The organism is Streptomyces sp. NPDC006314 (assembly GCF_040613075.1).
Taxonomy (GTDB): Bacteria; Actinomycetota; Actinomycetes; order Streptomycetales; family Streptomycetaceae; genus Streptomyces.
This window is the reverse complement of the sequence record NZ_JBEXRL010000016.1, coordinates 40,419-66,304: the sequence shown is the minus strand read 5'-3', so window position 1 is coordinate 66,304 and position 25,886 is coordinate 40,419. Positions and strand designations below refer to the sequence as shown.

Here is a 25,886-nt window from a genome sequence, read left to right as displayed (position 1 = left end):
ATCTCCTCACCACGCCACGGGCTTCAGCAGCAGGTTGTGCGGGCGCAGCGTGATGCCCACACGGGTGCCGTCGTTCGACCCGCTGACCTGCTCGAAGCGGTACTTCGCCGAGATCGCCGCGGTGATCAGGATCAGCTGCGTCATGGAGAAGTGGTCGCTGGGGCACTTGCGGTTGCCGACGCTGAACGGGCTCATGGCGTACTTCGGCACCTCCTCGGCCCGCCCGGGCAGCCAGCGGTCGGGGTCGAAGTCGAGGTGGCGGACGTACGAGCGGGCGTCGCGTTGGATCGCGTACGGGCTGTAGACGATGTCCGCCCCGGCCGGAATGCGATAGCCGCCGAGCGCGGTGTCGGTCACCGCGCGCCGCGTCAATATCCATACGGCGGGCCTGAGCCGCATGGCCTCGACGACGACATTGTTGGTGTGCGTGAGGGCGCGAACGTGCTCGAATCCGACCGGCCGGCCACCGGTCACGGATTCGACCTCGGTCCGTACCTTCTCGGCGTGTTCCGGGTGCTCCGCGAGGATGTGCAGCAGCCACATGATCGTGGACGCGACAGTTTCGCTGCCGGGGGTGAGTATCGCGACAACCTGGTCGTGGATCTCCTGTTCCCCGATGGGTTCGCCATTGTCGTCCTTCGCCTCCAGCAATGCCGTCAGCAAATCGTCCGGCTTTTGACCAGATGCCCTCCGCTCCGCGACGATCTCGTCGACCAGCAGATGCAAATCGGCCAGAGCCCGGTTGAATTCGCGGTTGGCCGGAAACGGCAGCCGGTACAGCGGTCCGAGCGGGATCACCATCCTGCGGTACATTCCCCGGAAGACGGTGGCGAGGTCGATACTCAACCGCTCGGCACGCTCGTCCATGTACTCGCCGCGCAGCAGGCAGCGGGCGGCGATACGGACGGCGACCCGGAAGGACTCGGAGGTGCAGTCGATGATCTCGCCGGGCCGCCATCGCTCGGTCAGCGCGTGTGCCTCCTCCTCCATGACCGGCCCGTAGTCCGGTATCGCGTCCAGCCGGAACGCGGGCTGGATGGTCCGCCGTTGCCGCCGGTGCCGGGGGCCGTTGGCGGTGGCCACGCCCTCCTTGCCGAGCAGCCCTTCGAGGGACTCCCACAGCGGGCCGTCGATCTTGAAGTCAGGGCTCAGGGCCAGCGCGCCGGTGAGCGCCGGCGTGGTGACGGCGTACACCGTCTTGGGTCCGAGCCTCAGGCGTACGACGTCGCCGTGCTCGCGCAGCCGGGACATGAAGGCGAGCGGGTCGCGGACCAGCTTCAGGCCGTGCCCGAGGCCCGGTACGGCACCCCCGGCCAGGGGCGGTTCGCGCAGTTCGGTGGCCTCGGGCCTCACGGACTCGACGGTCATTTCTCACCTGCCGCTTCGTTGGTGACGTACGGGGGCGTGGACCGGTCGTCCCAGTTGTCGACCATGTACCGGCCGGACTCGTGGTGGAACCAGTAGACGGAGCTGAACCAGTTGCGCATATTGCCGACACAGGTGCGGACGGCGACGCTCAATTCCTTGCCGCCGACCGTGCCGTCGGCGATCTCATCGGCGAATCGCAGGGCGTCCCGCTCGGCGTCGAGGAATTCACTGACGCATTTCTCGACGCGCCGCCTGACTTCGTCCACGGCTTCTTCGAGAGTCAGCCCCTCATGACTGATGAGACTGATTCCTAGATTGTGGACCTCGTCACCCGCTATTTCCTTCGGCAGTGAGCACAGATCGTTGTACCAGGCGGCAAATTCCTGACTCAGTAGCGCGGCCCGCTGATAGGCAGGGTTTTTCCGTACCGCGTCCGGGAGTTCACACTCGGCACTCGGCTCGAGCAGGTCCGTCCATATCCAGTGCGCGAAGGTGTGACGGCGCAGGGCGAGGTATTCCGCGACCCCGGGTATGTATCCCTCGGTGCGGTTGCGGAACTCGCGGTCGTAGGCCTCGATCACCGCGTGGAAGTGCCGGGCGAACCGCTGGTTCCAGGTCTGCGGCAGGAAGCCGTACAGCCGCAGCATGCTGTCGGCGAAGGCCGCGACCATCGGGTCGGGGTGGTGCAGATGGTGCCCGGGTGCGTCGAGGGCCGCGTGCAGGCGGTACCTCAGCCGGCGCCAGTCGGCCACCCGGCCTTGGACGACGTAGCGGTCGTGGCGGTCGTCCCAGACGAAGAACCAGGCGCTGTAGTCGGCTATGGCCTGCAGGACCTCGTCCGGGGCACTGGTGTAGTAGCCCGCCATGAGGTCGGTGTAGCACAGCCCATCGGCATGTTCCCGCACCTTGTCCGCCGGCATGAGCCGTTTTTCCAGCAGCCAGCGCCGCGTCTTCTCCTGGAGCCGCGGCCAATACGGGTGCAGTCGCCGGGGAAAGGCGGACTCGATCACCGGGAGTGCCAGTGAGGGTGGGACCACGACCGCCGTCGATGTCACTGTGGTGCTGTGTGGGAAAGCTTGCACAGAACAAACCCCTCTCAGCCGCCGGGAGCGCACACCCCTCGTTGAGCCGGGCGTGCGCCGTTGCGTATCCCGCACTTCCATTCAGCACCACAACTCACCGTCCTGGGAACGGATTTGCTCCACTCACTACCGTTCGGTGCCGAGAATCCCCCTCGCGTGACCGGTTAAGGGCCCCGGGAACGCAGAAGCGATCGGTTGCACGACGCACGTACGAGCGAACCGCGGTCATATGAAGGGCGCCCGACCGGGAGTGATCCCGGTCGGGCGCCCCAACGGCCCTGCGGTGACTAGTCGTTGGCGACCACGGGATAACGTGGCTCGTTCTCGGCCATCTGCCGCAGCGCGTCCTTGCGGTCCCGCTTGGACAGCCGGTCGATGTAGAGGTAGCCGTAGAGGTGATCGGTCTCGTGCTGCAAACAGCGGGCGAAGTAGCCGGTGCCGCGGACCCTGATCGGGTTGCCCTTCTCGTCCTGGCCGGTGACCTCGGCGTAGTCGGGACGCGCGAGCGGCGCGTACGCGGTCGGCACGGACAGGCAGCCCTCGTTGCTGTCGTCCAGCCGGCGCTTGTCGGCGGGCAGGTCGACGGGTTTCGGGTTGCACACCACGCCGACGTGCCGGACGCCCTCGTCGTCGGGGCAGTCGTAGACGAAGACCTTCAGGTCGACACCGATCTGGTTGGCGGCCAGGCCCACGCCCTCGGCGGTGCGCTGGCTGGCGAACATGTCCGCGACCAGCTGCTGCAGCTCCTCACCGAACTCGGTGACGTCCTTGCACTCCTTGTGCAGCACCGGGTTGCCGACGACGGTGATCGGGCGCGAGGTCCCGCGCTCCCGCCAGGCCGTCTCGCGCTCCTCGCAGTCCTCCGTGTCGACGACATAGCCCTCGTCGTCGACGGGGAGCACTCCCGCGTCCTGCTGATCGGTGTCCTGCTGCGCCATGACCGACGTACGCCTTCCTGCAAGCCTGGAAAATTCTGCGAGTACAGCCTAAAGGTGGCCGGTCACCGGCGACTCAGCAAACCTCTTCGAGATCGCGCCAGTCCCTGGAGTCCGGGCTGTCCGCGACCCATCCGTCGAGCAGCCCCCTGACCAGGGAGGCCGGCGCCGCGACGCCACACTCCCGCTCCGGCACCCACAGCTGCCCGTCCGTGCGATGACCGAGCGGACCGGGATGACCGGGCTCACTGTGGTCATGGGGGTCCAGGTGCACACCCTCGCCCTCGTCCGACGGCATCCGGGACTCCGAACACATCCGGCACAGCAGCCGCACCGACGACGACCAGTCCTCCGCGGCGAACCCGGCGTCGGCCGCGAGCTGTTCCAGCGCGTCCCGGTCCGCCTCCGTGGCCGCCTCCAGCAGGACCACCCAGGTGGGCACGGGGGACGGCGCCCACAGCTCGATCTCGTCGAAGACCGGGTAGGAGTGCCCGGTGGACATCGTGCGCTCGCCGTGCGGGACGCCGTCGTGCAGGACGACCTCGCCCCAGCGCCGTCCGGACGAGGGAAGCGGGATGGACAGCACCTCTATCCGCGCCGGGTCCAGTCTGCGGCCCCACACGACCTCGGCCTCGCCCTCCGGGGAGAGCCGTACGGCCGCGCTGCCCAGCTCCATGCCGACGGGTTCACCGGAGCCGGTGGCGCCTCCCCCGGCCTTCGGCCGGGAGGTGCCGGGCACCTTCAGCCCGTACGCCTGCCAGGCGCGGCGGGCCAGCGGCCAGTCCTGCAGGGCGGTCGCGGCGATGCCGACGTTCCACCAGTCGGGAGCGCCGGTCTCCCGGTCCAGGAGGGCCACGGCGCGCAGTCCGGCCGCGCGGGCCTGCTCCCAGTCGTGCCGGAACTTGTGCAGCAGCGCGAGGTTGAACCAGGACTCCGACAGCCAGGGCTCCAGGTCGGCGGCCCGTGTCAGCAGCTCGCCCGCGTCCTCGTACCGGCCGTCGCCGATCAGCGTGAACGCCCGGTCGGTGGCCTGCCGCCAAGAGGCGGAGGGCCGGTGCCGTCCCTTGCCGAAGATCCTCACGATTCCCGCCTGCCAGTTCCAGTTCCGCACAGTGGGCTGGCTTGTGCCCCCGGACACCCTCTCCCTCGCATCCAACCACGTGCGGTGGGAAAGGCGCTCATTACCCATGGGTTACCCAGCCATGGACGAGGTCAGACAGTGCCGTCCGTCTCCCGTCGCCCTCGGCCGGCCCGCTCTCGTGCCATCCCCGGGGCTGGGCGAGGACCCGGGCGAGCGACTCCACGACCTCGGGAGCGTAGTCCCCGGCGGTGCCGAGGCGCAGCTCCTCCAGTGCCCGCAGGGGCCCCTCGGGCCCGGCGTCCCGGGCCTTCTCCTCGTAGGCGTTCACGGCCCGGACGATCCGCGCGGCGACCGGCTGCTCGGCGTAGGGGTCGGCCTGCCGCTCCACGACGACGGCGACGGCCGCGTCGACGCCGGTCTGCCGGACGACGGCCCCGCCGAGCAGGGCGATGCGCCGCTGCTCCTCGGGGGGCAGGCCGGCGGTGGCGCCGGCGGGGACGGGGTCGACCAGGCTGAGCTGTCCGATGTCGTGCATGAGGGCCGCGTACTCCAGCACGGTCAGCTCGGGTCCGGTCAGGCCCAGGTCCCGGCCGACGCCGAGGCTGAGCGCGGCGACGCGGTGGGCGTGCCCGGTGGGGGTGCAGCCGGCGATCTCGGTGGCGCGGGCGAGGGAGGCGATGGTCTGCCGGTAGGTGGCGTGGACGGCCGCGTAGCGGCGGACGGAGAGCTGGGTGAGCAGCAGGGGCAGGCAGAACACGGGCAGTGCCCAGAGTCCGGCGACGGCGACCGCGAGCGCCATCACCGCGCCGGTGGCACAGACGGCGGAGCCGATGCCGAGCAGCCCGCGCAGTTCCTCGCGCAGCAGCGACCCGAACGGCCAGCGGGTGCGGCAGTGGGCGAGGGCGGCGGCGAGGACGGCGTCGCACAGAGCGGTCAGGCCGAGCAGGGTGACGAGGAGCAGGGCATAGGCGGGGCCGTCCCAGGAGGCGAACACGCCCCGGTTGTAGAGGGGTTGGAAGCAGACGGCGGCGAAGCCGACGGTGAGGACGCGACGGGCCAGGTGGTCGAGCGTGGGCGTGCGGCCGGACCAGATGTGCGGGACGGCGCCGAGCAGGGCGGCGATGAGGACGACGGTGACGACCTGGGCGGCGTCGTGCTCGGTGGGCCGCCCGGCGACGGTGCCCAGCAGGGCGTACGACAGCGATCCGGCGGCGCCGAGAGGCGCGGCCCGCCGTACCGGGACGCCGCTCCACCTGGTCAGTTCACCGACGGCTATGAGCACCCCGAAGGCGAGGGCGACGCCCCGCCCGTCCAGGCCGGTCCACAGGGTGACGGCGAGGGAGCCCGCCGCGGCGAGGGCGGCGGCGCCGTGGATGAGCCGCAGGGCGGTCATCGGGGCGTCCCGGTGCTGGGGATCCGCTCTTCGGGTGCCGGGTCGTACGACGGCTCGTCGGCGGTGACCGCGGGGTGCCAGCCGTAGTGGCGCAGGGCGCGGACGAACGCGGCGACCACGCGGGGGTCGAACTGGGACCCGGCGCAGCGCTCCAGCTCGGCGACGGCCGTCTCGACCGGGCGCGCCCTGCGGTAGGAGCGGGTGGAGGTCATCGCGTCGAAGGCGTCCGCTACGGCGACGATCCGGGCGCACTCGGGGATCTGCGTGCCGACCAGGCCGTACGGGTAGCCGCTGCCGTCGAGGCGTTCGTGGTGGTGCAGGATCGCCGCGCGGGCCTCGCCGAGGAAGGAGATCCCGCGGACCATCTCGTGCCCGTACTCGGGGTGCAGTTCGATGATCCGCCGCTCCTCGGGGGTGAGAGGTCCGTCCTTGCGCAGCAGCCGGGTGGGGACGCCCAGCTTGCCGACGTCGTGCAGGATGCCGGCGAAGCGCAGCACCTCGACGCGTTCGTCGTCCATGCCGAGTTCGCGGGCGATCATCACGGAGGCCTGCCCGACGCGTTCGCTGTGGCCGCGCGTGTAGCCGTCCTTGATGTCGACGGCCTGGACGAGGGCGCGGATGGTGGCCTGGTGGGCGGCGCGTTCGCGGTGGTACTGGGCGAACACCCACGAGGAGACGTACATCGGCAGCAACACGAGCAGCGCGGCGACCGGGCCGTACGGGCTGCGCCACAGCACGGCCATCATCAGCCCGGCGAGTCCGTGCACCGCCACCGGCGCGAGCGAGCGGGACAGCCCTCGCCAGGCCCGGCGCAGCGCCAGGTTCCCCCACTGCCCGAACGGCGTGGGAGATGCCCCCGTGGCGACGGCGCGGATGCCGCCGTCGAGGACGGTGAGGATCACGCAGAAGGCGAGCACGGCCGCGCCGGCGGGCAGCAGCGCGTGGGGGAAGTCGCAGGCGACGACCGCGTCCCGGCCGCCGAGCGCCCCGTGCACCTCACCGGCGCCCCACACGGCGAGCGAGGGCTGCGCGGCCCGCCAGACGCGCCGCGGCAGCGCGGGCCGGTGCCCGACGGGGCGGAGCAGGACCGCGGGCAGCGGGACGAGCGCGGCGGCCGACGGGGGCAGCAGGAACGCTCCGGCGAGCAGTACCGGGTAGAAGGTGCAGCCGAAGCGACGCCGTACGACGTGCTCGCAGGCCGCGTAGACCGCCATGAGCAGGAAGACCGCCCACCAGGGGGCGCGGGTCGCGGGCAGGGGCACCGCGCAGAGCACGGCCAGCAGGGCGACACAGGCCACATAGCCACGTGCCCTCGCCGGTAGTGCCTCCATCGCGTCCCTCCCCCGACCATGCCTGTCCAGGCTCGGAGCCTAGGGCGGGAGTCGGGGGTGCGGGGCTTATGACCTGAGGATTAGCACGTTCGGGTGATGACCCGGCGGTCAGTTCTCCGGAGCGGTGGCGGTCACGTCGTGCTCGGGCACGGTGTGGCCGGAGCGGATCAGCTCGATCCGCCCCATGACCTTGGCGCGCAGGTCGGCGGGGACGTCGTCATGTCCGCAGCACCGCTTGACCAGCTTCTTCACGGCCTGTTCCAGGCCGTACTTCTCCAGGCACGGCGAGCATTCCTCGAAGTGGTGCTGGAACTTGTCGCGATCGATGTCCGGCATCTCACTGTCGAGGAACTCGTACAGGTGGTCGAGGACCTCACTGCAGTCCGTCTCGTGCGGCTCTCCGCAGCTCATGAGCCCGAGCCTTTCGCTTCGTTCGACTCTCCCGCGCCGGCCGGGACCAGCCCGCGCTCACGGGCGTAGTCCTCCAGCATGCCGCGCAGTTGACGGCGGCCCCGGTGCAGCCGGGACATCACCGTACCGATGGGTGTCCCCATGATGTCCGCGATCTCCTTGTACGCAAAGCCCTCGACATCCGCGAGATAGACGGCGATGCGGAACTCCTCGGGGATCGCCTGCAGCGCTTCCTTCACGTCCGAGTCGGGCAGGTGGTCGAGCGCCTGCGACTCGGCGGAGCGCAGACCCGTCGACATGTGCGACTCGGCGCGGGCGAGCTGCCAGTCCTCGATCTCCTCGGCCGCGCTGCGCTGGGGCTCGCGCTGCTTCTTGCGGTACGAGTTGATGAACGTGTTGGTGAGGATCCGGTACAGCCACGCCTTGAGGTTCGTGCCCTCGCGGAACTGGTGGAAGGACGCGTACGCCTTGGCGTATGTCTCCTGCACCAGGTCCTCGGCGTCGGCCGGGTTGCGCGTCATGCGCAGCGCGGCCGAGTACATCTGGTCGAGGTATTCGAGCGCGTCGCGCTCGAAGCGCGCACTGCGCTCCGCGGTCGACTCGGAGGAGACCTCCGCGCTCACGCCCTGGCCCTCGGGCAGCTCCGCCTGACCGTTGTCGGTCCCTGCGTCGGTCCCAGTGACCGGACCCACCTCCTCAAGATCCCGGGCAGGACCGAGACCGGTCCCACTCGATTCGGAGGATAGAACACGACCCGTGCCTGCCGCCGCTCGAATAGGAGCGGTCCTGGCCGCGTGCAGCACCGTCCAGTCCAGGTCAGTGCTGCGCTGACGGCTCGGGCAGATGGTCGAACCCATGCGGCGGACTTCCTTCCCTACGACGTCGGTGCCGAGGCCTCAGCACTTCTGTCGGCCACAACAGTGGGCCACCGTGCGGCATTCCCGGTGGTCACCCGAGTGACGCGATCCACTCGGCGACACCGCCGCCGATGATCTCCAGGGCCTGCTCCTGCGTGAGGGCCGCGCGCTTGGGGACGGCGAACCCATGGTCGCCGTGGGGCACCTCGACCAGTTCGAAGCCGCCCTCCGGAAACTCCCCGGGCCTTCCGAAGGGGTCGTTCCCGCCCTGCACGACCAGGGTGGGCACCCCGGCGCCCAGCAGCTCCTGCGCGCGGGACTTCTCCGGCTTGCCCGGCGGGTGCAGCGGGAAGCTCAGCGCGAGCACGGCGTGCGCGCCCAGCTCGCCGGCGGTACGGCAGGCGACCCGGGCGCCGGCGCTGCGCCCGCCGGAGATCACCGGCAGGCCGGGCTTCGCGAGCGCGGGCCACACCCCGCGCCACCCGGTGTCCAGGGTCTTCGGCGCGGGCGCGACCTTCCTGCCCGCGACCCGCCAGGGCTGCTCGACGAGGGCGACGGTCACCCCGTGCGCGGGGAGGGTCCGCGCGAGCGCCTGGAGGTCGCGCGCCTCGATGCCACCGCCGGCCCCATGGCCGACGGCCAGCACCAGCCGCGCCTTGTTCGCCCTGTGCCAGGTGACGCGTGCGGTCCCGGCCCCGGTCTCGACAGTCTCGATCATGCTGGGGATCACGTTAGAAGAGTGTGCCCTCTTCCGGTGCCTCCAGCTCCTTCAGCAGCTCCGGGCCGTTGTTGCGGACGTTGCTGACGGCCGTGGAGACGGGGTAGGCGCGCATCAGGCCGGCCGGCGGCGGGGCCAGCAGTCCGCGCAGGTCGTCCGGGTCGGTGCGGGAGGGGTCCAGCCACGCGTCCCAGCGGTCCGGGGTGAGCATCAGCGGCATCCGGGGGTGGATCTCGGCGAGGGCGTGCGGGCCCTCGGCGGGGGCGACGGCCAGAGGGGTCTGCTCCGCCTCCGTGGTGATCACCGAGCAGGTGACCCACCAGGCCTGCGGGTGGTCGTCGGGCAGGGTCCGGTCGCGCCAGAACTCGTACAGCCCGGCCATCGCGAACACCGAGCCGTCGGCGGGCAGCACGAAGTACGGCTGCTTGCGCGGCCGCTTCTTCTTGCCCTCGGCCTCCAGATCCCGCTCCTGCGTGCCGGTGACCCACTCGTAGTAGCCGTCGGCGGGCAGGACGCAGCGGCGGGCGGCGAAGGCGCGGCGGTAGGAGGGCTTCTCGTGGACGGTCTCCGCTCGGGCGTTGATCATCCGGGCGCCGCCCTCGGGTGTCCTGGCCCAGGAGGGCACCAGGCCCCACTTCAGCCTGCGCAGCTGGCGAACCGGACGCGGGGAGTCCGCGTCTTTCAGGGGACGGTCGAGGACGGCGTAGACCTCCTTGGTCGGAGCCACGTTGTAGTCCGGCTCCAGGGCCTCCTCGGGCTCCCACTTCTCGACCTCGAAGACTCCCGCGAGGTCCTCGGGCCTACGACTCGATGCATACCGTCCGCACATACGTGCCACACTGCCAGACTCCGTACCAGTACAGGGAGCCACTCGGACACATGGACAGCCTCGCCGCCACCGCGCTGCCCGACCTCTGGGACCGGCTCACCGGCACCCAGCCCGACCCCGCCCTGTGGGTGGTGCTGGCCACGCTGGGCGCCGCGCTCGCCGTGGTGGTCCCGCCAACGATGTGGCGGATATCCCGCAACGCGATCACCATCGCGCACGAGGGCGGCCACGGCCTGGTCGCGCTGCTCACCGGCCGGCAGCTCACCGGCATCCGCCTGCACTCCGACACCAGCGGCCTCACGGTGAGCCGGGGTAAGCCGTACGGCCCGGGCATGATCCTCACGGCCGCCGCGGGTTACACCGCGCCCTCGCTGCTGGGCCTGGGTGGGGCCGCCCTGCTGGCCGCCGGGCGCATCACGCTGCTGCTGTGGGCCGCGACCGCCCTGCTGGTGGTGATGCTGGTGATGATCCGCAACGCGTACGGCGTCCTGACGGTCGTCCTCACGGGCGGTGCCTTCCTGCTGGTGTCCTGGCTGGCGGGACCGCAGGTGCAGGCGGCGTTCGCGTACGCGGTGGTGTGGTTCCTGCTGTGCGGCGGGGTACGGCCGCCGTTCGAGCTGCAGGCCAAGCGGTCGCGGGGAGGGGCCGGGGACTCGGACGCGGACCAGCTGTCCCGCCTGACGCACGTGCCGCCGGGCCTGTGGCTGTTCCTGTTCCACGCGGTGTCGCTGTGCTCGCTGATCGGCGGCGGGCGCTGGCTGCTGGAAGGTTGATACCGGGCCCTCCTTATAAAGTGGCCCCATGGCCCCGAACACCGCCCCTACCGCCCTCTGGCCCGCCCCGCACGCGAGCGGGGCCGTCGACGCGACGGTCCACGTGCCGGGGTCCAAGTCGGTCACCAACCGCGCCCTCGTCCTCGCCGCCCTGGCCTCCGAGCCCGGCTGGCTGCGCCGCCCGCTGCGCTCCCGCGACACCCTGCTGATGGCCGGTGCGCTCAGGGCCATGGGCGTGGAGATCGAGGAAGGGGTCGGCCCCGACGGCACCGGTGAGGCCTGGCGGGTACTGCCCACGGACCTGCACGGCCCTGCCACGGTCGACGTCGGCAACGCCGGCACCGTCATGCGTTTCCTGCCCCCGGTGGCCGCGCTCGCCGACGGCCCGATCCGCTTCGACGGGGACCCCCGGGCGTACGAGCGTCCCCTGAACGGCGTGATCGACGCGCTGCGTGTGCTCGGTGCCCGGATCGACGACGACGGCCGGGGCGCGCTGCCGCTGACCGTGCACGGCGGCGGGGCCCTGGACGGCGGCCCGGTCTCGGTCGACGCATCCTCGTCCTCCCAGTTCGTCTCGGCGCTGCTGCTGTCGGGGCCCCGCTTCAACCAGGGCGTGGAGGTCCGGCACACCGGCGCGACCCTGCCCTCCGTGCCGCACATCCGGATGACGGTGGACATGCTGCGCGCGGTCGGCGCCCAGGTGGACACCCCGGAGTCGGGCGGCGAGCCGAACGTGTGGCGGGTGACGCCGGGGGCGCTGCTCGGCCGGGACCTGACGATCGAGCCGGACCTGTCGAACGCGCAGCCGTTCCTGGCGGCGGCCCTGGTGACGGGCGGCAAGGTGCTGATCCCGGACTGGCCGGCCCATACGACCCAGCCGGGCGACCGGCTGCGGGAGATCTTCACCGAGATGGGTGGCTCCTGCGACCTCACCGACTACGGGCTGGTCTTCACCGGTTCGGGTGCCGTCCACGGCATCGATGTCGACCTGAGCGACGTCGGCGAGCTGACCCCGGGCATCGCGGCGGTCGCCGCACTCGCCGACTCCCCCTCGACCCTGCGGGGCGTGGCCCATCTGCGGCTGCACGAGACGGACCGGCTGGCCGCCCTCACCAAGGAGATCAACGAACTCGGCGGTGACGTCACCGAGACGGCCGACGGCCTGCACATCCGGCCGCGCCCGCTGCACGGCGGCACCTTCCACACCTACGAGGACCACCGCATGGCGACCGCCGGCGCTGTCATCGGCCTGGCGGTCGAGGGCGTGCGGATCGAGAACGTGGCGACGACGGCGAAGACCCTGCCGGACTTCCCCGAGCTGTGGACCGGGATGCTCGGGCAGTAGGGATCTGACGCCATGCGCCGCTACGGCAAGCACACCGACGAGGACGACATCCGCAGCCGCCCCAACCGCAAGGGCAACCGGCCGCGTACGAACATCCGGCCCAAGCACGAGGACGCGGCCGAGGGCCTGGTCCTCACCGTCGACCGGGGGCGGCTGACCTGCCTGGTCGAGGACCGGGTCGTCATGGCGATGAAGGCGCGTGAGCTGGGCCGCAAGGCGGCCGTCGTCGGCGACCGGGTGGCCCTGGTGGGCGATCTGTCCGGTCAGAAGGACACGCTCGCGCGGATCGTGCGCATCCAGGAGCGCACATCGGTGCTGCGGCGCACGGCCGACGACGACGATCCGTACGAGCGGGTGGTCGTCGCCAACGCCGACCAGCTGGCGATCGTCACGGCCCTGGCCGACCCCGAGCCGCGCCCGCGCCTGATCGACCGCTGCCTCGTCGCGGCCTACGACGGCGGTCTGGAGCCGCTGCTGGTGATGACGAAGTCGGACCTGGCCCCGCCGGAGAAGCTCCTGGAGCTGTACGGCGCCCTCGACATCCCGTACGTCGTCACCAGCCGTGAGGAGTTGGAGAACGGCACCGCGGTGGCCCGGGTGCGAGAGCAGTTGGACGGCAAGGTCACGGCGTTCGTCGGGCATTCCGGCGTGGGCAAGACGACCCTGGTGAACGCGCTGGTGCCACGGGACCGGCGTCGTTCGACGGGCCATGTCAACGCCGTGACGGGACGCGGCCGGCACACCACCACCTCGGCGCTCGCGCTGCCGCTGCCCGGCGGCGCCGGCTGGGTCGTCGACACCCCGGGCGTACGCTCCTTCGGGCTGCACCACGTGGACCCGTCCCGGGTGATCCACGCCTTCCCGGACCTGGAGCCGGGTACGGAGGGCTGCCCGCGCGCGTGCAGTCACGACGAGCCGGACTGCGCGCTGGACGCGTGGGTCGAGAAAGGTCACGCCGACCCGGCGCGGCTGTATTCCCTGCGCCGGCTGCTGGCCACGCGGGAGCGGACGGAAGGCGACTGACCATCGCGTTGTTTGCCCGGGCGGGAGGCCGGTAAGTGCATAATCGCACCGAGCCGGAGATCCGGACCAACGGGAGGACAGGGCATGGCGTGGCTGCTGGTCATCGTCGCCGGAATTCTGGAGACCGGTTTCGCCGTGTGCCTGAAGCTCTCGCACGGGTTCACCCGTCTGTGGCCGACGATCGCCTTCGCGTCCTTCGCGCTCGGCAGCTTCGGCCTGCTGACCCTCTCGTTGAGGAAGCTCGACGTCGGTCCCGCCTACGCCGTGTGGACCGGGATCGGCGCGGCGGGCACCGCGATCTACGGCATGGTCTTCCTCGGTGACCTGGTGTCCACCCTGAAGATCGTCTCGATCAGTCTCGTCATCGTCGGGGTGATCGGCCTGCAGCTGTCGGGCTCCGCCCGCTAGGGCACGGGGCTGCGGCATGGGCTCCGAAGGGCGTAACGATCCGTCCCGGCATCACGATCCGGGGCGCCTGCTGGCCGAGTTCGCCGGCCGGGTGCTGGTCGTCTGCCCCCGCTGCGGGGGCCGCGCGCACATCGCTCCCCGGCCCGGGCTCCCGGCGCCGGCCTCCTCCGAGCTGCTGTTCCAGCCCCGGCGACTGGTCTGCGGCGCGTGCGGCGCCGTCGCCGGCTGGACGGCGGACATGCGCGGCGGCGGGCTGGTCGCGGCTCAACCGGGCGGCACCGAGGACCCCTTCCTCGGCCGGCCGCTGTGGCTGCAGACCCGGTGTGCCGGCCGGATCCTGTGGGCCTACAACGAGGAGCACATCGAGGCGCTGGCGGCCTATGCCGGCGCCGCGTTGCGCGAGCGGAGCGGTGCGCGTCCGACGCGGGCGATGTCCGCGCGGCTGCCCCGCTGGATGAAGGAGTCCGGTCATCGCGCCGAGGTGCTGGCCGGTCTGGAGAGGCTGCGCGCACTGTCCCGGCGTTCGGCTCCCGCCGACCGGTCCGATGCCGCGCACGAACGCGGTGACCGTCCCCGGAAGTACAGGGCCCTGTACTTCCGGGGCCGTCCCTACGAGTCCTGACGGCGTCAGACCCACGGCACCGTCCGGTCGGGGGCACACGGCACAGCGCGTCACACCGCGGTGGGCGTCACACCGTCCGCCGGGGGGAGCACCGCCCGCACCAGCTCGGCCATGCCGCCCTCCCCCGGCGGCGCCGACACGCAGGACAGGGCGAGTCGTACGACCAGTTCGCAGGAGAGGGCCAGCTCGGCGGTGCCGGCCCGGGCGGTGGCGCCGGGCCCGGTCAGCGCGGTCACCGCGCGGTCCCGCACGACCCGCACGAACTCGCGGGGCGTCGGCAGGGGCCTGTCGGCCCGGCGCTGAGCGGGCACCGCGGAGGAGGACGGCACGCCCGCGAACTGCGGCGCCGGCAACCGCTCGCTCCAGGAGCCGGTGAGCACGGCCCGGCGAGCGCGTTGTCCCGCGCGGCGGCGGCCGTCCACTCGGCGGTGGCGATGAGCCGCTCCCCGGCTTCGGTGGAGCTGCCGAGCGCCCGCTCCACCCCGGCGAGGTAACCGTCGGCCTCCCGCCGGACCAGGGCCCGGGCCAGCCCGTCCTTGCTGCCGAACTCGTTGTACAGGGTCTGCCGGGACACCCCGGCCGCCGCGGCCACGTCGACCATCCGCACCGCGGACCACGGCCGGCGCGCGAGAGCCGTGTAGGCGGCGTCCAGTAGCGAATCCCGGGCAGCAGGCATCCTCGCCTCCCTGGGGGCGGAGCGACTCTGCGCCCAGATTTGACGCGCTTGTATGCACTGTCAAGGGTTCGCGGCGGTACGGGCGGTGTTTCGGCCGTCGGGGCGATTGCCGTCGCGGTGCGGGCGGTGCCCCGGCTGTGGCGCCATGGGGCCCGGTCGCGCGGTTCCCCGCGCCCTGGAGAGCCGCAGCCGCCGTATCCGTCCGGCGCGGCCACCGCGCGCACCCTCGTCCACCCCGCCCCTGGTAGCACCCGAACCCACCCGGCGGATACCGTTCGTCACATGCCGGACTACCTCGACGACCTGCGCCTCGCCCACGTCCTCGCGGACGCCGCCGACGCCGCCACCATGGACCGCTTCAAGGCCCTCGACCTGAAGGTGGAGACGAAGCCGGACATGACCCCGGTGAGCGAGGCGGACAAGGCAGCGGAAGAACTCATCCGCGGCCACCTCCAGCGCGCCCGCCCGAGGGACGCGATCCTCGGCGAGGAGTACGGCGTCGAGGGCACCGGCCCCCGCCGCTGGGTGATCGACCCGATCGACGGCACCAAGAACTACGTCCGCGGTGTCCCCGTCTGGGCAACGCTCATCTCCCTGATGGAAGCCGGTGAGGGCGGCTTCCAGCCCGTCGTCGGCGTCGTCTCCGCCCCCGCCCTCGGCCGCCGCTGGTGGGCCGCGAAGGGCCACGGCGCCTTCACCGGCCGCAGTCTGACCTCCGCGACCCGCATCCACGTCTCCCGCGTCGGCGAGCTCGCGGACGCCTCGTTCGCGTACTCCTCGCTCTCCGGCTGGGAGGAGCAGGGCCGCCTCGACGGCTTCCTGGACCTGACCCGCCAGGTGTGGCGCACGCGCGCGTACGGCGACTTCTGGCCGTACATGATGGTCGCCGAGGGCTCCGTGGACATCTGCGCCGAGCCGGAACTGTCCCTGTGGGACATGGCCGCCAACGCGATCGTCGTCACCGAGGCGGGCGGCACCTTCACCGGCCTCGACGGCCGCCCCGGCCCGCACAGCGGCAACGCCGCCGCGTCCAACGGTCTGCTGCACGACGAGTTGCTGGGGTATCTCGACCAGCGCCGCTGACCCACGGGAGAACCGCGCACGCCCTCAACTGGCGCCGCGCGCCCTCTTGTTGACCCTCCCTTTGCCTGGCACTCTGAGCCCACCCCTACTTGTGAACTTGTGCAGCGCCGAAGAGGCGCCTCCGGCGCCGGGCTGCACAACGGCAGGGATTCCCAGGAGGTGGCCCCATCCATGCTCGTCCGTGACGCCATGAGCACGGTGATCCTCACCGTCGGCCCCGCCCACACCCTCCGCCAGGCAGCCGCCCTGATGTCCGCCCGCCGCATCGGCGCCGCCGTGGTCCTCGACCCGGACGCCGGCGGCATCGGCATCCTCACCGAACGCGACATCCTCAACTCCGTCGGCCTCGGCCAGAACCCGGACACGGAACACACCCACGCCCACACCACCACCGACGTCGTCTTCGCCACCCCGACGTGGACCCTTCAGCAGGCCGCCCACGCCATGACCCATGGGGGCTTCCGGCACCTGGTCGTCCTCGACGGCGGCGACGTGGCCGGCATCGTCTCGGTCCGCGACATCATCCGCTGCTGGGTCCCGGCGCCCGAACCCGCACCCGTGCCCTGAGCATGCGAAGCGGGCCGGACCCCAGAGCACCTCGGGGTCCGGCCCGCCCGGCCGCGAAGGCGGCCGGCTCAGCCGCGCAGCGCCTGCACCGCCGTCTCCAGCCGCTTGCCGAAGCCGGCGTCGGCGTTGCGGAAGTTGCCGATCGCGCGCTCGACGATGTCCTCGCGCGAGACCTGCGAGAGGGAGCCCGCGAGGTTGGCGGTCAGACGCTCCCTCTCCTCCTCCGACATCAGCCGGTAGAGGTTGCCCGCCTGCACGAAGTCGTCGTCCTCGGCGTGCACCGGCGTCGGGTGGTCGCCGGTGCCGGCCGTGAAGCCGTCGAACGGCTGCCACAGCGGACGGCCGGTCTGCTGCGGCCCGCCGAAGCTGTTCGGCTCGTAGTTCTTCGCACCCCCGTGGCGGCCGTCGTAGAGGTGGCCGTCACGGGAGTTGGTGCGCGCCTCGGTGGCGTGCGGGCGGTTCACCGGCAGGTGGTCGGCGTTGATGCCGACGCGGTAGCGGTGTGCGTCGCCGTACGCGAAGAGCCGGCCCTGGAGCATCTTGTCGGGCGAGGGGCCGATGCCCGGCACGAAGTGCGCGGGGCTGAAGATCGACTGCTCGACCTCGGCGAAGACGTTCCGCGGGTTGCGGTTCAGCTCCAGCCTGCCGATCTCGATGACCGGGTAGTCGGCGTGCGGCCACACCTTGGTCAGGTCGAACGGGTTGAAGCGGTACGTCGCCGCGTCGGCCGCCGGCATGATCTGCACGCCCACGGTCCAGCTCGGGAACTCGCCGCGCTCGATCGCCTCGCGCAGGTCACGCTGGTGCGAGTCGGGGTCCTTGCCCGCGAGGAGCTCGGCCTCCCCGGCGGTGAGGTTCATGATCCCCTGGTCGGTCTTGAAGTGGTACTTGACCCAGAAGACCTCGCCGGCCTCGTTGTTCCACTGGAAGGTGTGCGAGCCGAAGCCGTCCATGTGGCGATATGACGCCGGGATGCCGCGGTCGCCGAACAGCCAGGTCACCTGGTGGGTGCTCTCCGGGCTCAGGCTCCAGAAGTCCCAGACGTTGTCCGCCTCCTGGCTGCCCGTGTACGGGTCGCGCTTCTGGGTGTGGATGAAGTCCGGGAACTTGATCGCGTCCCGGATGAAGAACACCGGGGTGTTGTTGCCGACGAGGTCGTAGTTGCCCTCCTCGGTGTAGAACTTCAACGCGAAGCCGCGCGGGTCCCGGACGGCGTCCGCCGCGCCGAGGTTGCCGGCCACGGTCGAGAAGCGCAGGAAGACCTCGGTCTCCTTGCCGGCCCCGGAGAGGAACGCGGCGCGCGTGTACTTCGTGACATCGGCGGTCACGGTGAAGGTGCCGTAGGCACCCGCTCCGCGGGCGTGCACCACGCGCTCCGGAATGCGCTCACGGTTGAAGTGGGCCAGCTTCTCCAGGAGCAGCTGGTCCTGGACGAGCACCGGGCCGCCGACGCCCGCGGTCTCGCTGTTCTGGTTGTCGGCGACCGGGGCACCGGCCTCCGTGGTGAGCGGTCCCTGCGTCACGTGCGCCTCCTGCGTCATCACTGACTAGTCCTGTTCCAGTCCTGCCCTTGGGCCAAATCCGCTCTCGATCCTACAATGGACTCTGTCTAACTCAAAGCCCGATCCAATCTCACACCTGTTCCCAAGCTGGTCCGCGCTGCTGTTAGGCTGGTAGCCATGAGCGACCTTCTGGAACGGCTGCGTGGACGCGGATGGCGGATGACCGCGCAGCGACGCGTGGTGGCCGAGGTCCTCGACGGCGAGCACGTGCATCTGACGGCCGAAGAGGTCCACTCGCGGGCTGTCGCGAGGCTGCCGGAGATCTCCCGCGCGACCGTCTACAACACCCTGGGCGAGCTGGTCTCCCTCGGCGAGGTGCTGGAAGTCACGACGGACAAGCGCGCCAAGCGGTACGACCCGAACGCGCACCGGCCGCATCACCACCTGGTCTGCGCCGAGTGCGGCTCGATCCGTGACGTCCACCCGACGGGCAACCCGCTCGCCGACCTTCCCGACTCCGAGCGCTTCGGCTTCACGGTGTCGGACGTCGAGGTGACGTACCGCGGCCTGTGCCCGAACTGCGCGAGCGCGTAGCCGCATACAGCAGGGAAGAGCCCCGGCGCCTTCAGGCACCGGGGCTCTTCCCTGCGTTCTTACGCCCTACCCGCCGACACAAAACCGAGGGCCGGAACCCATCTCTGGATTCCGGCCCTCGGCCTTCAGTAGCGGGGACAGGATTTGAACCTGCGACCTCTGGGTTATGAGCCCAGCGAGCTACCGAGCTGCTCCACCCCGCGTCGGTGAACACGACATTACGCGAGGCAAGCCAACGGAAGCAAATCAATGGGGGTCCGAGTGGCCGGGGTCACTTCTCACCCAGCCGAGACCGCTCAGGCGCATCCCGGCGTCACGCGGACAGCTCCTCCCGCAGGGCGTCCCGCAACCGCCCCGCCCGCTCAGCCACCTCCGCCGGCCCCAGCGCCACCGCCCTGTCCGCCCATTTCTGGCCCTCCGCCAGCTCCCCGCGACGCGCGTAGACAAGGGCCAGCCGCAGTGCCGCCCGGCCATGCCCGGCGTCAGCGGCCCGCGTCCACCACACGGCGGCCTCCGGCTCGCTGCCCTCGCGTGCCAGCAGCAGCCCCAGATTGAAGGCGCCGTTGCGCGACCCGGCCTCCGCCGCCGCCCGGTACCACCGCGCCGCCTCCACCACGTCACCCCGGGCGGCGGCCAGCATGCCCACCCGCACCTGCGCCCGCCGGTGTCCCTGGGACGCGGCCCGCTCGTACCACTCCTCGCACTCGGTCTTCTCGTGCACGACCTCGCCCAGCTCGTGCGCGGGCTCCGGCGGCCGCCGCGCGTCGAGCAGGGTGGCCAGCCGGTATGCGGCCTCCGCGCTTCCGCCGCCGGCGGCACAACGCAGATGCCGTTCGGCCTCCTGCTCGTCGCCCTCACGCAGCCGGGCGATCCCGACCTGCAGCGCGGCCTCGGTGTGCCCGGCGGCCGCCGCCCGCTCGTACCAGCGCAGCGCCATCTCCGCGTCCTGCTCGGTGCCTCGCCCGGCGTACAGGATGCCGAGGTTGAACGCGGCGTCCACGCTCCCGGCCTCGGCGGCCTTGGAGAACCACGGCTCGGCCCCGGTCGTGTCACCTCCCTGGAGCAGCAGGATGGCCAGCGCGTTGGCCGCCTCCCGGTGCCCGGCGTAAGCGGCCCGCCGGTACCACTGCTCGGCCTGCGCGGTCCGCCCCTGCTCGGCGCAGAGCAGCCCGAGATTGTAGGCGCCGTTGTCGTCGCCGGCGTCCAGTGCGGCCCGGTACCAGCGCTCGGCGGTCTGTGTCTCCCCGCGCTCGGCGTGCAGCGCGCCGAGCGCGTTGGCCGCGTTGCCGTCGCCCTCCTGGGCCGCACGCAGCCACCACACGGCGGCGCTCTCGGTGTCCCCGGCGTCCCGCAGCAGGAAGCCGAGGGCACAGGCGGCGCGCGCCTCACCGTCCTTGGCGGAGGTCAGGTACCAGCGCCCGGCCTCCTTCAGGTCGCCGCGCTTCTCCAGGATCGCCCCCAGGTGCAGCGCGGCCCGCCGGTGGCCGCGGGCGGCGGCCTGCCGGTACCACTGTTCGGCCTCTTCGACAGCGTTGTCAGCCGCGGTCTCCTCTTCATGTCCGGCTCTTCGGTCCAGCGCGCGCGCGAGCCGGTAGGCGGCCTCCCGGTGCCCGCACTCGGCGGCGGCCCGCATCCAGTGCTCGGCGCCGACGTCCCCGCGGTGCTCCAGCAGGTCGGCGAGCGCGTAGGCGCCGAGGGCGTGGCCCTGCTCGGCGGACTGGCGCAGCCAGTACTCGGCGGCCGGCTCGTCTCCGCGCTCGCGGTGGTGGCGGCCCAGCGCGTGCGCGGCGGCGGCGGAACCGGCGACGGCGGCGATCCGCCACCAGCCGGCGGCCTCCTCGGCGTAGCCGCGCTGGTGCAGGAGGACGCCCAGGTTGTTGGCGGCGGCCCGGTCGCCGGCCGCCGTGGCGGCCCGCAGGTGGGGTTCGGCTCCGTCGAGGTCGCCGCGGCGCAGCAGCATGGCTCCGAGGACGCTGACGGCCTCGACGTCGCCGGTCTCGGCGGCCAGCCGAAGGCGTAGCTCCTCGGCGGCCTCTCCCATGTCGTCCCGTTCGCCGTGGGATGCCTCCTCGCCGGAAGGCTGCACAAATCGCCCTGTCCCGAACAGAGTTGCCTTGTCCCCCATAACGTCCATCGTCGCACCACCTGCAACCTGGGTATACCCGGTATACCCGGTATACCGCAGCCCATGAGGTCACTTGAGCGTTTTGTCGACATGCCCACAGAGAGACAAGTCAAACACAAAAACGCCAACTCCCCACGGCGGCGCGGCCGTCCCTCCCCCTCAGGACATGAGTTCGCACACCACGAAGGCCCGGATCTCTTGGAGGATCCGGGCCTTCGACTGCAGTAGCGGGGACAGGATTTGAACCTGCGACCTCTGGGTTATGAGCCCAGCGAGCTACCGAGCTGCTCCACCCCGCGCCGTTGCTCGGTAACCGTACCACGGCGCGGGGTGGCCTTGATCAACTCACGCTCTTGTCGGTGCTCTTGTCCGTGCTGTTGTCGCTGCCCTTGTTCTTGTCGGCCTTGGTCTGCGCCTCCCGGGCCCGCTCGAGCGCGTCCTTGAGGTCCTTCTGCGCCTTGTCGTACGCGGTCCAGTCCGGTCCGTTCGGCTGCTTCAGGGCCTCCTGCCCGGCGTCGAAGGCCTTCTGGGCGTCTTTCAGGGCCTGTTGGACGGTCGGGTTGTCGGACGGAGGCGGGTTGGTGGTGCCGGTGTCCGGTGGCGTGGTGGTCGAACCCTTCGCCCCGAAGACCTTGTCGAGCGCCTCGCCGAGCGTGTCCTCGAACGCGGTCTCGCCCTCGTAGGTGACCAACACCTTCCGCAGCAGCGGGTACTTGAGTCCGCCACCGCGTACGTAGACCGGCTCCACATAGAGCAGTCCCCCGTCCAGTGGCACGGTCAGCAGGTTGCCGTACTCGACTTCCGAGTCACCGCCCTTGAGGAGCTTGATCGCGGCGGCGATGTCCTGTTCGGAGTTGAACTGGCTCTGGACCTGTTTGGGTCCGTCGACGGTCGTACTGGTCGGCAGTTTCAGGATTCTGATCTTGCCGTAGTCGCTGCTGCCGGCTTCGGCGTCGACCGACATGAACGCGCTCAGGTTGTACCGGCCGTTCGGCGTGAACGTCGTCGACAGCGAGAACGCCTGCTTGGTCTGGTCGGGCATCTTCATGCTCAGGTAGTACGGCGGCACCGCGTTGCCCGACTTGTTGGTCGGGTCGTCCGGCACCTGCCACACCTCGCTGCCGGTGAGGAACGTCTGGGCGTCCGTCACGTGGTAGCGGGTGAGCAGCTCGCGCTGGACCTTGAACAGGTCCTGCGGGTACCGCAGATGGTCCATCAGGTCCGGGGAGATGGCGCTCTTCGCCTCCACCGTGCCGGGGAAGGCCTTCATCCAGGTCTTCAGCACCGGGTCCTTGGTGTCCCACTCATACAGCTTGACCTCGCCGGTGTACGCGTCGACGGTCGCCTTCACCGAGTTGCGGATGTAGTTGACCTGGTTCTGCTGGGCCACCACCGCGCGCGAGTTGTTCGTCGCGGTCAGCGAGTCGGCCGTGGTGTCCCCGAGGGTCGTACGGGACGCGTACGGGTAACCGTTGGTGGTCGTGTACGCGTCGACGATCCACTGGATACGGTGGTTCACGACCGCCGGGTAGGCGTCGCCGTCGATGGTCAGCCAGGGGGCGACCGCCTCGACGCGCTCCTTGGGCGTGCGGTTGTACAGGATCCGCGAGCCCTTGCCGATCGCACCCGAGTACAGGATCTGCGGCTCGTTGAACGCCACCGCGTACGCCGCCCGGTTGACCGGGTTGTCGAGGTTGACCCCGCTCCCGCCCTGGTAGCTGGTGGTCTTCTCACCGTCGTCGTCGGAGTAGTCGATCTCCTTCTGGGGACCGCCGACGATGGAGTAGGTGGTGGTCTTCTCGCCGTAGTAGATCCGCTGCTGGTACGTGCCGAGATCGCCGCGCGACGGCAGGTCGTACTCGGTGAAGACCGGCTCGCCGTTGGCGTTGGCCTCGGTGCCCTTGGCGGCGACCACGCCATAGCCGTGCGTGTAACGGAAGTGGTCGTTGATCCAGTTGTTCTTCGGGACGCCGTCCAGGTTCAGCTCACGCAGACCGAGGACGGTGTCCTGGTCCTTGCCGTCCTTGGCGGCGTACCGGTCGACGTCCAGGTTGGTCGGGAACCCGTAGTAGTTCTTCATCTGCTGAAGGACCTGGAACGTCGGCGAGACGATGTTCGGGTCCATGATGCGGATGCCGGCCGCGTCGTCGACCTGGTCGCGCAGCTTGGTCTTGTCCGAGGCGGTGGACTTGCCCGCGTACTCGGTGACCTTGGTGTCGTCGATGCCGTACGCCTCGCGGGTCGCCGTGAGGTTCTTCTGGACGTACGGGGCTTCCTTGGCCTGCTCGTTGGGCTGGACCTGGAACTTCTGGACGATCGCCGGGTACAGGCCGCCGATCAGGATCGCCGAGAGGACCATCAGGCCGAAGCCGATGACCGGGAGCTGCCAGGTGCGCCGCCACAGGGTCGCGAAGAACAGCAGCGCGCAGATGACGGCGATGCAGAACAGGATCGTCTTGGCCGGCAGGTAGGCGTTGGCGTCGACGTAGCGCAGGCCGGTCCAGTTGCCGGTCGCCTTGAAGTCGCTGGACTTGACGGCGAGGCCGTACCGGTCGAGCCAGTAGGCGACCGCCTTGAGGGCGACGAAGATGCCGAGCAGGACCGACAGATGCCCGGTCGCGGCGGCCGTGGCCCGCGCGCCCGGGCTGGTGACGCGCAGCCCGCCGTACAGGTAGTGGGTGAGCGCGGCGGCGATCAGGCACAGGATGGCGGCCGCGAAGCCGAAGCCCAGCAGGAAGCGGTACCAGGGCAGATCGAAGGCGTAGAAGGCGACGTCGAGGTGGAACTGCGGGTCCTTCTGGTGGAAGGGCACACCGTTGACCCACATCAGCCAGGTCCGCCACTGGCTCGACGCCGAGGCGCCGGCGATGAGTCCGACGAGGGCGGTCACGGCGAGCAGCAGCCACTTCTTGTACGGCGCGATGCCCATCCGGTACCGGTCGAGGCTCTGCTGCTCCATGGACATGGCGCTCAGCGGGGGCCGCAGCCGGTGCGCGAGCCAGATGTTGACGCCGACGGCCGCCGCCATCAGCAGACCGAAGACGAAGAACAGTCCGATCTTGGTCCACAGCATGGTGGTGAACACGGACGAGTAGTGCACCGAGCGGTACCACAACCAGTCCGTCCAGAAGCCCGCGAACATGGTGAACGCCATGCCGAGGACGGCCAGGACGCCCAGTGTCATGAGCAGGGTCCGGACCCGCCGGGACGGGCGGCCCGCTCTGATCCGTGGCCCCGTCGGGCCTCCGCCGCGGTCCGGCATCTGGAAAGCCAAGGTGCGCACCTCGAAGTTCGCTGTCGATCCGTCAGGCCCTCGTGTTCGCGGGCCCGCCGTGGCCCCCCGTGATCGCGGGCCCACACCTATGCAACTTACTCACGGTTTACTCGGTTCCCGATTCCGGCCGGGAACGAGGCAGGATTGTGACCATGTCCAACACTCCCATGGCAGCGAGCCCGCTCACCCGGGCCGTACTCGAGATCGACGAGTACGCCTCCGGCCTCGGCTGGGACCAGCCCGCTCGCCTCTTCGCCCTCGTAGACACCGCACGGCTGCGGGTCCAGGAACCCTCGCTCGCGGCCCAGCTGGGCCTCGAGGACGAGTCCGAGACCGCCGGTCTCACCCCGATCGAGCAGGACGAGATCCCGTCCGGCACGCCGCTGGACGAGTTCCTCGGCACCATCGCCTGGCCCGACGCGGTGGTCGGCTGCGCGCTCACGGTGCAACGCCTGATGCTGCCGCCGTCGGCCGAGGCACAGGTCCCGCAGAACCTGAGCGAGGCCGAGCTGGCCACGTGGGTGGCCGAGCACCCCAAGCGCCAGGAGGTCCGGATGACGGTCGCGGTGCTGCGCGACGGCAGCCGTGAGTCGGCGCTGCGGCTGCGCGAGAAGGACTCCCCGACGGAGGTCCTGACCGGGCCGGACCTGGTGCCCGGCCTCGCGGAGGCGCTGTCCGCGACGTTCGCGGACTGACGTCTCGACGGTACGGCGATGGGGGCGCCCCGGGTCCACGGGGCGCCCCCAGCCGTGTCACGGGCGGCTCAGCCCTTGGTGGTGCACCCGGGCAGCGCCGCCGTGTTCCCGCTGCGGATGTCCTTCAGCGCGTCGAGCGCGTCCCCGATCGTCTTGACCTTGACCAGGGTGAGGCCGCTCGGGGTGTCCTTGGCGGCCGCCGCGCAGTTGTCGGCCGGCGTCAGGAAGTACCGGGCGCCCTTGCCGCGCGCACCGACGGTCTTCATCTGAATGCCGCCGATCGGCCCGACGGTGCCCTTGTCGTCGATGGTTCCGGTGCCGGCGACGAACGTGCCGCCGGTGAGGTTGCCCGGAGTGAGCTTGTCGTAGATCCCGAGGGCGAACATCAGACCGGCGCTGGGCCCGCCGACATCGGCGAGCTTGATGTCGATGGTGAACGGGAAGGTGTGGTCGGTCCCCGCGGAGATCCCGACGATGGCCCGCTTGGCGCCGCTGTCGTCGGAGGCCGTGGTCGTGATCGTCACGTCCTGCGTCCTGGCCGCCGTCCTGTTCGCCTTCTCGGCGGCGGCCTGCTCCTTGGCGGGGACGACGGTGAAGACGACGTCCTGCCCCGGCTTGTGCTTGGTCACCAGCTTGGCGACGTCGGCCGGCTGCTTGACCGCCGTGCCGTCCACGGCCTTGATCACGTCACCGGCGTGCAGCTTGCCCTCGGCCGGGGAGCCCTTGACGACGGTGGAGACGATCACCCAGGACTTCACCGGGATGCCCAGTTCCTTCAGGGCGGCGACCTTGGCGCTCTCCTGGGACTGGCTGAACTCCTCGGCGTTCTCCTGGGTGGACTGCTCCTCCGTCTTGCCGTCCGGGTAGAGGGTGTCGTGCGGGACGATCTTGCTGTCGTGCGCCAGCCACCCGTAGACGGCCTCCACCAGGTTCATCCGGAAGTCCGCGCTGGTCACCCGGACGGTGGTCATGTTCAGGTGACCGTCCGCCGGGTAGCTCCGGTGCCCGGAGATCTGCAGCACCGGCTCGCCGTCGTGCTCTCCCAGCGTGTTCACGGTCGGGCCGGGAGACATCTCCGCGTACGGCACGGGGATGAGCACTCCCGCGCACAGGAGCGCGATCAGCATCAGGGTGGAGGCGAGCATCGTCGCGGTGCGGCGTGGCATGCCACGACAGTACGGGACGCCTCTGTCA

Annotated in this window: 23 protein-coding genes, 2 tRNA genes and 1 pseudogene; 9 read left to right on the top strand and 17 right to left on the bottom strand. The window is 70.8% G+C overall.

What is annotated here, in order from left to right; all coding sequences use genetic code 11:
- Positions 1-6: 6 nt before the first annotated feature.
- The 10 genes from ABZ079_RS26380 to ABZ079_RS26335 form a co-directional block, all read right to left on the bottom strand.
- On the bottom strand, positions 7-1,368 hold the full coding sequence (locus ABZ079_RS26380) for a cytochrome P450 (RefSeq protein ID WP_356941929.1): 1,362 nt from the start codon (positions 1,366-1,368) through the stop codon (positions 7-9).
- A complete protein-coding gene (gene cyc1 / locus ABZ079_RS26375; RefSeq protein ID WP_356941928.1) occupies positions 1,365-2,450 on the bottom strand; it encodes an epi-isozizaene synthase in 1,086 nt (361 codons plus the stop codon). Before cyc1 ends, ABZ079_RS26380 begins: the two co-directional genes overlap by 4 nt.
- A 287-nt stretch (positions 2,451-2,737) precedes the next feature.
- Positions 2,738-3,388, bottom strand: coding sequence for a peptide deformylase (gene def, locus ABZ079_RS26370; protein WP_356941927.1), 651 nt, complete (start codon positions 3,386-3,388; stop codon positions 2,738-2,740).
- A 73-nt stretch (positions 3,389-3,461) separates the two neighbouring features.
- Positions 3,462-4,466: a hypothetical protein gene (locus ABZ079_RS26365; protein WP_356941926.1), complete on the bottom strand. Its 1,005-nt coding sequence runs from the start codon at positions 4,464-4,466 to the stop codon at positions 3,462-3,464.
- A 100-nt stretch (positions 4,467-4,566) separates the two neighbouring features.
- Positions 4,567-5,859 (bottom strand): metal-dependent phosphohydrolase, encoded by a 1,293-nt coding sequence (locus ABZ079_RS26360; protein WP_356941925.1) that lies wholly within the window; start codon positions 5,857-5,859, stop codon positions 4,567-4,569.
- Positions 5,856-7,190 carry an HD-GYP domain-containing protein gene (locus ABZ079_RS26355; protein WP_356941924.1) on the bottom strand — a complete coding sequence of 445 codons (1,335 nt, stop codon included), beginning with the start codon at positions 7,188-7,190 and terminating at the stop codon, positions 5,856-5,858. Before ABZ079_RS26355 ends, ABZ079_RS26360 begins: the two co-directional genes overlap by 4 nt.
- Before the next feature lie 108 nt (positions 7,191-7,298).
- Positions 7,299-7,601 (bottom strand): mycothiol system anti-sigma-R factor, encoded by a 303-nt coding sequence (gene rsrA, locus ABZ079_RS26350; protein ID WP_356941923.1) that lies wholly within the window; start codon positions 7,599-7,601, stop codon positions 7,299-7,301.
- Complete coding sequence (gene sigR / locus ABZ079_RS26345) at positions 7,598-8,293, bottom strand: RNA polymerase sigma factor SigR (RefSeq protein WP_356941922.1); 696 nt, start codon at positions 8,291-8,293, stop codon at positions 7,598-7,600. The genes rsrA and sigR overlap by 4 nt, the downstream gene beginning before the upstream one ends.
- Positions 8,294-8,549: 256 nt before the next feature.
- On the bottom strand, positions 8,550-9,176 hold the full coding sequence (locus tag ABZ079_RS26340) for an alpha/beta family hydrolase (protein ID WP_356941921.1): 627 nt from the start codon (positions 9,174-9,176) through the stop codon (positions 8,550-8,552).
- Between the two features lie 13 nt (positions 9,177-9,189).
- Complete coding sequence (locus tag ABZ079_RS26335) at positions 9,190-10,005, bottom strand: SOS response-associated peptidase (protein WP_356941920.1); 816 nt, start codon at positions 10,003-10,005, stop codon at positions 9,190-9,192.
- 50 nt (positions 10,006-10,055) lie between these two features.
- Between ABZ079_RS26335 and ABZ079_RS26330 the strand changes: the two genes are divergently transcribed.
- The 5 genes from ABZ079_RS26330 to ABZ079_RS26310 all read left to right on the top strand — a co-directional run bounded on the left by ABZ079_RS26330 (position 10,056) and on the right by ABZ079_RS26310 (position 14,176).
- Positions 10,056-10,778, top strand: coding sequence for a M50 family metallopeptidase (locus ABZ079_RS26330; protein WP_356941919.1), 723 nt, complete (start codon positions 10,056-10,058; stop codon positions 10,776-10,778).
- Positions 10,779-10,806: 28 nt separating this feature from the next.
- A complete protein-coding gene (gene aroA / locus ABZ079_RS26325) occupies positions 10,807-12,123 on the top strand; it encodes a 3-phosphoshikimate 1-carboxyvinyltransferase (protein ID WP_356941918.1) in 1,317 nt (438 codons plus the stop codon).
- Positions 12,124-12,135: 12 nt separating this feature from the next.
- The gene (rsgA, locus tag ABZ079_RS26320; RefSeq protein WP_356941917.1) at positions 12,136-13,146 is read left to right on the top strand and encodes a ribosome small subunit-dependent GTPase A; all 1,011 of its coding nucleotides are present in this window, start codon (positions 12,136-12,138) and stop codon (positions 13,144-13,146) included.
- A gap of 84 nt (positions 13,147-13,230) precedes the next feature.
- Complete coding sequence (locus tag ABZ079_RS26315; RefSeq protein ID WP_356941916.1) at positions 13,231-13,554, top strand: multidrug efflux SMR transporter; 324 nt, start codon at positions 13,231-13,233, stop codon at positions 13,552-13,554.
- Between the two features lie 16 nt (positions 13,555-13,570).
- Positions 13,571-14,176, top strand: a complete 606-nt coding sequence (locus ABZ079_RS26310; protein ID WP_356941915.1) for a hypothetical protein — start codon at positions 13,571-13,573, stop codon at positions 14,174-14,176.
- 50 nt (positions 14,177-14,226) lie between these two features.
- On the opposite strand, the pseudogene ABZ079_RS26305 reads toward ABZ079_RS26310, so the two are convergent.
- A pseudogene (locus tag ABZ079_RS26305) lies at positions 14,227-14,852 on the bottom strand (TetR/AcrR family transcriptional regulator).
- Positions 14,853-15,134: 282 nt separating this feature from the next.
- Between ABZ079_RS26305 and hisN the strand changes: the two are divergent.
- Both hisN and ABZ079_RS26295 read left to right on the top strand, forming a co-directional pair.
- Positions 15,135-15,935 carry a histidinol-phosphatase gene (gene hisN, locus ABZ079_RS26300; RefSeq protein WP_356941914.1) on the top strand — a complete coding sequence of 267 codons (801 nt, stop codon included), beginning with the start codon at positions 15,135-15,137 and terminating at the stop codon, positions 15,933-15,935.
- Between the two features lie 171 nt (positions 15,936-16,106).
- Positions 16,107-16,502 (top strand): CBS domain-containing protein, encoded by a 396-nt coding sequence (locus ABZ079_RS26295; protein ID WP_356941913.1) that lies wholly within the window; start codon positions 16,107-16,109, stop codon positions 16,500-16,502.
- 68 nt (positions 16,503-16,570) lie between these two features.
- On the opposite strand, the gene ABZ079_RS26290 is transcribed toward ABZ079_RS26295, so the two are convergent.
- Positions 16,571-18,025 carry a catalase gene (locus ABZ079_RS26290; RefSeq protein ID WP_356941912.1) on the bottom strand — a complete coding sequence of 485 codons (1,455 nt, stop codon included), beginning with the start codon at positions 18,023-18,025 and terminating at the stop codon, positions 16,571-16,573.
- Between the two features lie 156 nt (positions 18,026-18,181).
- Between ABZ079_RS26290 and ABZ079_RS26285 the strand changes: the two genes are divergently transcribed.
- On the top strand, positions 18,182-18,598 hold the full coding sequence (locus ABZ079_RS26285) for a Fur family transcriptional regulator (RefSeq protein ID WP_356941911.1): 417 nt from the start codon (positions 18,182-18,184) through the stop codon (positions 18,596-18,598).
- 129 nt (positions 18,599-18,727) lie between these two features.
- Here ABZ079_RS26285 and ABZ079_RS26280 read toward each other — a convergent pair.
- From ABZ079_RS26280 to ABZ079_RS26265, 4 genes are all read right to left on the bottom strand, one after another.
- Positions 18,728-18,801 (bottom strand) — tRNA-Met (locus ABZ079_RS26280).
- A 110-nt stretch (positions 18,802-18,911) separates the two neighbouring features.
- Positions 18,912-20,732, bottom strand: coding sequence for a sel1 repeat family protein (locus ABZ079_RS26275; RefSeq protein ID WP_356941910.1), 1,821 nt, complete (start codon positions 20,730-20,732; stop codon positions 18,912-18,914).
- Between the two features lie 216 nt (positions 20,733-20,948).
- Positions 20,949-21,022 (bottom strand) — tRNA-Met (locus tag ABZ079_RS26270).
- Between the two features lie 41 nt (positions 21,023-21,063).
- Positions 21,064-23,985 (bottom strand): UPF0182 family protein, encoded by a 2,922-nt coding sequence (locus ABZ079_RS26265; protein ID WP_356942020.1) that lies wholly within the window; start codon positions 23,983-23,985, stop codon positions 21,064-21,066.
- 164 nt (positions 23,986-24,149) lie between these two features.
- Here ABZ079_RS26265 and ABZ079_RS26260 point away from each other — a divergent pair, with 164 nt between their 5' ends.
- Complete coding sequence (locus tag ABZ079_RS26260) at positions 24,150-24,692, top strand: PPA1309 family protein (RefSeq protein ID WP_356941909.1); 543 nt, start codon at positions 24,150-24,152, stop codon at positions 24,690-24,692.
- Between the two features lie 68 nt (positions 24,693-24,760).
- Here the strand turns inward: ABZ079_RS26260 and ABZ079_RS26255 are convergent, their stop codons facing one another.
- On the bottom strand, positions 24,761-25,858 hold the full coding sequence (locus tag ABZ079_RS26255) for a PDZ domain-containing protein (protein WP_356941908.1): 1,098 nt from the start codon (positions 25,856-25,858) through the stop codon (positions 24,761-24,763).
- Positions 25,859-25,886: the final 28 nt, after the last annotated feature.